The sequence below is a fragment of the Streptomyces sp. NRRL WC-3549 genome, from assembly GCF_000721935.1.
Classification (GTDB): domain Bacteria; phylum Actinomycetota; class Actinomycetes; order Streptomycetales; family Streptomycetaceae; genus Streptomyces.
In genome coordinates, this window is record NZ_KL585426.1 from 30,807 (window position 1) to 37,442 (window position 6,636).

General features: G+C 74.2%; 5 protein-coding genes and 1 pseudogene. 3 read left to right on the top strand and 3 right to left on the bottom strand.

The features are described from left to right. On the top strand, window positions 1-447 hold a 447-nt coding region (locus IH13_RS0128525; protein WP_031088880.1), incomplete at its 5' end, for an ATP-binding cassette domain-containing protein. Between the two features lie 70 nt (window positions 448-517). Here the strand turns inward: IH13_RS0128525 and IH13_RS0128530 are convergent. Next, window positions 518-2,935, bottom strand: a complete 2,418-nt coding sequence (locus IH13_RS0128530) for a Tex family protein (protein ID WP_031088881.1) — start codon at window positions 2,933-2,935, stop codon at window positions 518-520. Window positions 2,936-3,104: 169 nt separating this feature from the next. Then, window positions 3,105-3,968, bottom strand: coding sequence for an SCO6745 family protein (locus tag IH13_RS0128535; protein ID WP_031088882.1), 864 nt, complete (start codon window positions 3,966-3,968; stop codon window positions 3,105-3,107). 170 nt (window positions 3,969-4,138) lie between these two features. On the opposite strand from IH13_RS0128535, the gene IH13_RS0128540 reads away from it, so the two are divergent. Next, window positions 4,139-5,128: a GlxA family transcriptional regulator gene (locus IH13_RS0128540; protein ID WP_051835962.1), complete on the top strand. Its 990-nt coding sequence runs from the start codon at window positions 4,139-4,141 to the stop codon at window positions 5,126-5,128. A gap of 8 nt (window positions 5,129-5,136) precedes the next feature. Continuing rightward, window positions 5,137-5,772, top strand: a complete 636-nt coding sequence (locus tag IH13_RS0128545; protein ID WP_031088885.1) for a DJ-1/PfpI family protein — start codon at window positions 5,137-5,139, stop codon at window positions 5,770-5,772. Here the strand turns inward: IH13_RS0128545 and IH13_RS38700 are convergent. Next, a pseudogene (locus IH13_RS38700) lies at window positions 5,759-6,566 on the bottom strand (enoyl-CoA hydratase/isomerase family protein). The gene IH13_RS0128545 and the pseudogene IH13_RS38700 sit on opposite strands and share 14 nt — an antisense overlap. Window positions 6,567-6,636: the final 70 nt, after the last annotated feature.

Sequence of the window (6,636 nt, forward strand, 5' to 3'; positions counted from 1 at the left end):
CTGCCGCTCGACTCCGGCCACGCCTCGCTCGGCTCGGGTGTCGTCGTCGGCGAGGTGGACCAGGCCCGCAAGCTGTTCCACGGTACGGAGAGCCTGCTGGACGCCTTCTGCGCGGCGGTCCCCGAGACCGAACCGGCCGAGGTCCGCACCCTGCTCGCCAAGTTCGGGCTGCGCGCGGCGCACGTGCTGCGCCCCGCCACCACCCTCTCACCGGGTGAGCGCACCCGCGCCGCCCTCGCCCTCCTCCAGGGCAGGGGGGTCAACCTGCTGGTCCTGGACGAGCCGACCAACCATCTGGACCTGCCGGCGATCGAACAGCTGGAGTCGGCGCTGGAGGCGTACACCGGCACCCTGCTGCTGGTCACGCACGACCGGCGGATGCTCCAAGCCGTCCGCACCACCCGCCGCCTCCGGGTCGCCGACGGCAAGGTCGTCGAGGCCGACTGACCCGGCCGGCCCAGGACGGCGGCGGGCGGACCGGGACGGGTGCGTCCCCTCCGCCCGCCGCCGTCGTTCCTCAGCGCTTGCGGCCGCCCCGGTCGGAGCCCGTCAGCCCCGCGCGTCGCAGCGCGTCCGCCATCGCGCTGTTGGCCGGTGCGGCGACGGGCCGGGAGGCACCGCCACCGCCGCCCCCGCGACGGTCACGGCCCTGCCCGGAACCGCCCTGCCGCTGCCCCTGGCCGGACTGCCCCTGGCCGCCCTGCCGCTGCCGCGGAGGCCGCTCACCGCCGCGCTCACGCCGGGGCCCCTGACCGCCGCCGGACGCGGCGGCCTCGTCGTCCAGCCGCAGCGTCAGCGAGATCCGCTTGCGCGGGATGTCGACCTCCATCACCTTCACCTTGACGATGTCACCCGGCTTCACGACGTCACGCGGGTCCTTGACGAACGTCCGCGACATCGCCGACACGTGCACCAGGCCGTCCTGGTGGACGCCGACGTCCACGAACGCGCCGAACGCCGCGACGTTGGTGACGACCCCCTCCAGCACCATCTCCGGGACCAGGTCGCCGATCTTCTCGACGCCCTCCCTGAAGGTCGCCGTCCGGAAGGCCGGGCGCGGGTCGCGACCCGGCTTCTCCAGCTCCTTGAGGATGTCCGTGACCGTGGGCAGACCGAACTTCTCGTCCACGAAGTCGTCCGGCCGCAGCGACCGCAGGACACCGGTGTTGCCGATCAGCGCGGCCACGTCACCGCCCGTCCGCTTCACCATCGTACGGACCACCGGGTACGCCTCCGGGTGCACGCTGGAGGCGTCCAGCGGATCACCGCCCCTGATCCGCAGGAAGCCCGCGCACTGCTCGAACGCCTTCGGGCCGAGGCGCGCCACGTCCTTCAGCGCCCGCCGCGAGGCGAACGGACCGTTGGTGTCGCGGTGCGCCACGATGTTCTCGGCGAGCGTCGACCCGATGCCCGACACCCGCGAAAGCAGGGGCGCCGAGGCCGTGTTCACGTCGACGCCGACGCCGTTCACACAGTCCTCGACCACCGCGTCCAGCGAACGCGACAGCTTCACCTCGGACAGGTCGTGCTGGTACTGGCCGACGCCGATCGACTTCGGGTCGATCTTCACCAGCTCCGCCAGCGGGTCCTGGAGCCGCCGGGCGATCGAGACGGCACCGCGCAACGACACGTCCATGTCGGGGAGTTCCTGCGAGGCGAAGGCCGAGGCCGAGTACACCGACGCGCCCGCCTCCGACACCATGACCTTGGTCAGCCCCAGCTCCGGGTGGCGCTCGCACAGCTCCCCGGCGAGCTTGTCGGTCTCCCGGGAGGCGGTGCCGTTGCCGATGGCGATCAGTTCGACGTGGTGCTCCCGGGCGAGCCGCTCCAGCGTGGCCAGGGACTGCTCCCACTTGTTGGCCGGTACGTGCGGGTGGATGACGTCGGTGGCGACGACCTTCCCGGTGGCGTCGACCACGGCGACCTTCACGCCCGTACGGAAACCGGGGTCGAGCCCCAGCGTCGCCCGGGTCCCTGCCGGTGCCGCCAGCAGCAGGTCGCGCAGGTTCGACGCGAAGACCCGGACCGCCTCGTCCTCGGCGGCGGTACGCAGCCGCAGTCGCAGGTCGATGCCGAGGTGGACCAGGACGCGGGTGCGCCAGGCCCAGCGCACCGTGTCGCCGAGCCACTTGTCGCCGGGCCGGCCGCGGTCCGCGACGCCGAACCTGCGGGCGATCATGCTCTCGTACACCGACGGGCCCGGCCGCTCGGCCGCGTCGGGGCCCTCCGGGTCCAGCACCAGGTCGAGCACGTCCTCCTTCTCACCCCGGAGCATCGCCAGCACCCGGTGCGAGGGCAGCGCGGTGAACGGCTCCGCGAAGTCGAAGTAGTCGGCGAACTTGGCGCCCGCCTCCTCCTTGCCGTCCCGCACCTTCGCCACGACCCGGCCCTGGGTCCACATGCGTTCACGCAGCTCACCGGTGAGGTCGGCGTCCTCCGAGAACCGCTCGGTCAGGATCGCGCGGGCGCCCTCCAGCGCCGCCGCAGCGTCCGCCACGCCCTTGTCCGCGTCGACGAACGAGGCCGCCGCCGCGAGCGGGTCCACGGACGGGTCGCCGAGCAGCCCGTCGGCCAGCGGCTCCCGTGCGATCTGCGCCTTCGTCCGGCGCTTCGGCTTGAAGGGCAGATAGATGTCCTCGAGCCGCGCCTTGGTGTCGGCCGCCCGGATCCGCGCCTCCAGGGCCTCGTCGAGCTTGCCCTGTTCGCGTACGGAGTCGAGGACCGCCGTACGGCGGTCCTCCAGCTCCCGCAGGTACCGCAGCCGTTCCTCGAGCGTGCGCAGCTGCGCGTCGTCGAGCATCTGGGTCGCTTCCTTGCGGTAGCGCGCGATGAACGGCACGGTCGAGCCGCCGTCGAGCAGCTCGACCGCCGCCTTCACCTGACGCTCCTGTACGCCGAGTTCCTCGGCGATCCTGCCTTCGATGGACGTCGTCACGGTTTTCCCGACTCGCCTTCTCGTACTGGCTGTGCTGGCTGTGCCACGGGGGTGGTCCACACCCGGGTGACCCCCTTCGCCTGCATTGTGCCGGGTGGCCGGGGGCCGTGTCGCGCGACCTCCTCGAACGCGGACCCGTGAATCCGCGCCGTGCACGCCTCCGGGGCGCTCAGCCCTTGCCGATCAGGTCGTCGGGGAACGCCCCGGCCGCCGCCGCGGTGAACAGGAAGCCGCGGCCCAGCTCCGTCAGCCGCTCCACCCCCTCCGCGCCCAGGTGCTCGTAGGGCCCCGCGTCCATCCGGTCCGTGGCCTCCTCCAGCCCGGACCGGAGCGCCGTGCCGGCCTCCGTCAGCTCGCCCGCGCCGTCGAGCAGGCCGCGCCCGCGCAGCCGCTCGACCGCGTCGTCCCAGTCGGCGGACCGCCAGCCCCGGGTCGCCATGACCCACCGGGGGACCATGCCCTTGCCCGTCGCCGTGTGGCTGACCAGGGCCTCCACCGGGTCGAGGCCGGCCGAGAGCAGGGCGGCGAGGTGGGCGTCCCCGCGGTGCTCGCGCAGGAGCATCGCCGCGTGCCAGTACGCCAGGTGCGGTGCGTCAGGCACCGGCAGGTCCGCGTGCGCGGCGTACAGCGGCTTGGCGGGGCGGGTGCAGCCCTCGGTGGCGCGCAGGGCCAGCCGTGCGGCCTCGGCCATCTCCGGGGAGGCGACGACCTCGTCGCCGAGCACCCGGCGCAGGGTCGAGTCGGCGGCTCGCAGCCGCGCGTCGAGCGCCGCCGAGGGCGTGACCACGGACCAGACGGCCGGCAGATGGCGGGCCACCAGCTCGTGGCTGAAGTTGTAGAAGGTGGCCGTGACCGTGCCCGGCCCCACCGCGCCCAGCGCGGCGCCGCGGGCGGCGAAGTAGACGGCGCCGGGTTCGTCGAGGCCCAGCCCGCCGAACTCCTTGCCCAGGTCGGGGGAGAAGTAGACAGAGGAGTGCAGCGGGTTGAGGGCGTTGTGGCAGCGGCGTCCGGCGCGCGGCGGAAGAGTACTCATGGCGACACGTTACCGACTGGTCGGTACGCCGGGTACCCCGGGGCGGACGTGGAGGCGCCGCAGTTCGGGCCGGTTCCCGGCACGGAGGCCGGCCACGGACGCGGTGATGGCAGGAAAGGTGGGAGATCCGTCATTGCGGCCGCCCCGCCGCCCCGGCCAGGATGGCGGCCATGACGCAGCGCACCGTACTCGTCGTCCTCTTCGACGGCGTCCAGAGCCTCGACGTGAGCGGCCCGATGGAGGTCTTCGCCGGAGCGTCCAGGGCCCCCGGGGTCTCGTACGAGCTGCGCACCGCCTCCCTGGGCGGGGCGGCCGTCCGCTGCACCAGCGGCCTCACCCTCCTCCCCGACGGCGCGCTCGAGGACGCGGCGGTGCCGGACCTGCTGCTCGTACCGGGAGGCCAGGGCACCCGGGAACCCCAGCCGGAGCTGATCGCCTGGCTGCGCGCACACGCCCCGCGGGCGGGACGGCTGGTCTCCGTCTGCTCCGGCGCCCTGCTGCTCGCCGAGGCGGGACAGCTCGACGGCCACCGGGTGACCACCCACTGGGCCGTCTGCGCCCGGCTCGCCCGGGACCACCCGGCGGTGGAGGTGGACCCCGACCCGATCTTCGTACGCGACGGACGGCTGGCCACCTCGGCCGGTGTCACCGCCGGTATCGACCTGGCGCTCGCCCTGGTCGAGGAGGACCACGGCCGCGAGGTGGCGCTCGCCGTCGCCCGGCACCTCGTGGTCTTCCTCCGCCGCCCCGGCAACCAGGCCCAGTTCAGCGCCCAGCTCACCGCCCAGACCGCCACCCGGGAGCCCCTTCGGGACCTCCAGCACTGGATCACCCAGCACCCGGACGCCGACCTCTCGGTGGAGGCGCTGGCCGCCCGGGCCAGGCTCTCGCCCCGCCACTTCGCCCGTGCCTTCCAGGCCGAGACCGGGCTGACCCCCGGCCGCTACGTCGAACGCGTACGCCTGGAACAGGCCCGCCGGCTCCTGGAGGACACCGCCGACGGCGTGGCCCGGATCTCCAGGGCCAGCGGCTACGGCACCCCGGAGGCCATGCGGCGCGCCTTCGTCAAGGCGCTCGGCACCGCCCCGGCCGAATACCGCCGCCGCTTCCGCCCCCGGCCCGACCGACCGCACCCCGACCCCGCCTCTTCGACGACATGAGGAACCCCGTGCAGATCGCCATCGTGCTCTTCGACCGCTTCACCGCACTCGACGCGGTAGGCCCCTACGAAATGCTCAGCCGCGTACCCGGCGCCGAGACCGTCTTCGTCGCCGAGCGGACGGGGGCCGTGCGCAACGACAGCGACGGCCTCGCCCTCGTCGCCGGACGCTCCCTCGCCGACGTACCGGCCCCGGACGTGGTGGTCGTGCCGGGTGGCCCCGGCCAGAGCGCGCAGATGGAGAACGAGGTCCTGCTCGACTGGCTGCGCACGGCCGACGCCACCAGCACCTGGACGACCTCCGTGTGCACCGGTTCGCTGCTGCTGGCCGCGGCCGGACTGCTCACCGGCCGGCGCGCCACCTCGCACTGGCTCGCCCTCTCCGCGCTCGGGACGTACGGGGCCGAGCCGACCGGCGAGCGCGTCGTCCTCGACGGCAAGTACGTCACGGCCGCCGGTGTCTCCGCCGGTATCGACATGGGCCTGACCCTGCTCGGCAGGATCGCGGGGGACGAACACGCGCGGGCCGTGCAGCTCCTGACCGAGTACGACCCCCGGCCGCCCTACGACGCCGGGTCGCCGGAGAAGGCCCCGGCCGCTCTGGTCGAGGAGTTCCGCGCCAGGAGCCGTTTCATCCTGACGTAGCCGCGGGCGGCTCGCCGGGCGTGCCCCCGCCGGGGGCCGGCGTGTAGGTGAACCGGGGGGCGCGGCGCTCGACGAATGCGGCGGCCCCCTCCGCGGTGTCGCCGCACGCCCGCGCCCGCTCCGACCAGTACGTGTCCCGGTCGGTGCGTCCGCCGGCGAACTCCTTCGCCGCGTCCTGGGTCAGCTGCGAACGGGCCACCAGCACCCGAGTGAAGGCCCGTACCCTCTCCGCCAGCAGGTCCGCCGGCAGCACCTCGTCCACCAGGCCGGTGCGCAGCGCGCGCTCGGCACCGATCAGCTCGCCGGAGAACAGCAGGAACTTCGCCGTGGCCGGGCCGACCAGCGCCACCAGCCGCCGGGTCGACGAGGACGGGTAGACGACGCCCAGCTTGGCCGGGGTGACGCCGAAGGACGCCCCTTGGTCGGCGAAGCGCAGATCGCAGGCGGCCGCGAGCTGGCTGCCGCCGCCCACGCAGCGTCGGCCGGGGGAAGGCGGCCAGTGCCTCCTCGGCCCGCACCGCCAGCTCCTGCGGGCGCCCGGCGGGGTCCCGGAGCGAGGTGATGTCCGCGCCGGCGCAGAACGTGTCACCGGCGCCGGTGAGCACCAGCACCCGTACCGCCGGATCGCCGGCCAGCGACTCCAGGAGGGCGGGCAGCGCCTCCCACATGTCCACGGTCATCGCGTTGCGCTTGGCCGGATTGCTGATGACGACGGTGGCCACGCCGTCCGCGACCCCGTACTCCAGCCGCGGCCCGGTCGCCGTCGCGCTCGGCGCCTGCTCCGTGAGTTCCATGCGCCGGATGCTATCCGCAGGGCCCGGACCTGTTCGACGGACCGGGGCTGCCGGCGTCCGGGATCGGCGG

Bases quoted from the DNA above. Each gene is read 5' to 3' on its own strand.
- IH13_RS0128535 (WP_031088882.1), bottom strand. From the start codon at position 3,968: ATGAGTACTCTTCCGCCGCGCGCCGGACGCCGCTGCCACAACGCCCTC.
- IH13_RS0128540 (WP_051835962.1), top strand. From the start codon at position 4,139: ATGACGCAGCGCACCGTACTCGTCGTCCTCTTCGACGGCGTCCAGAGC.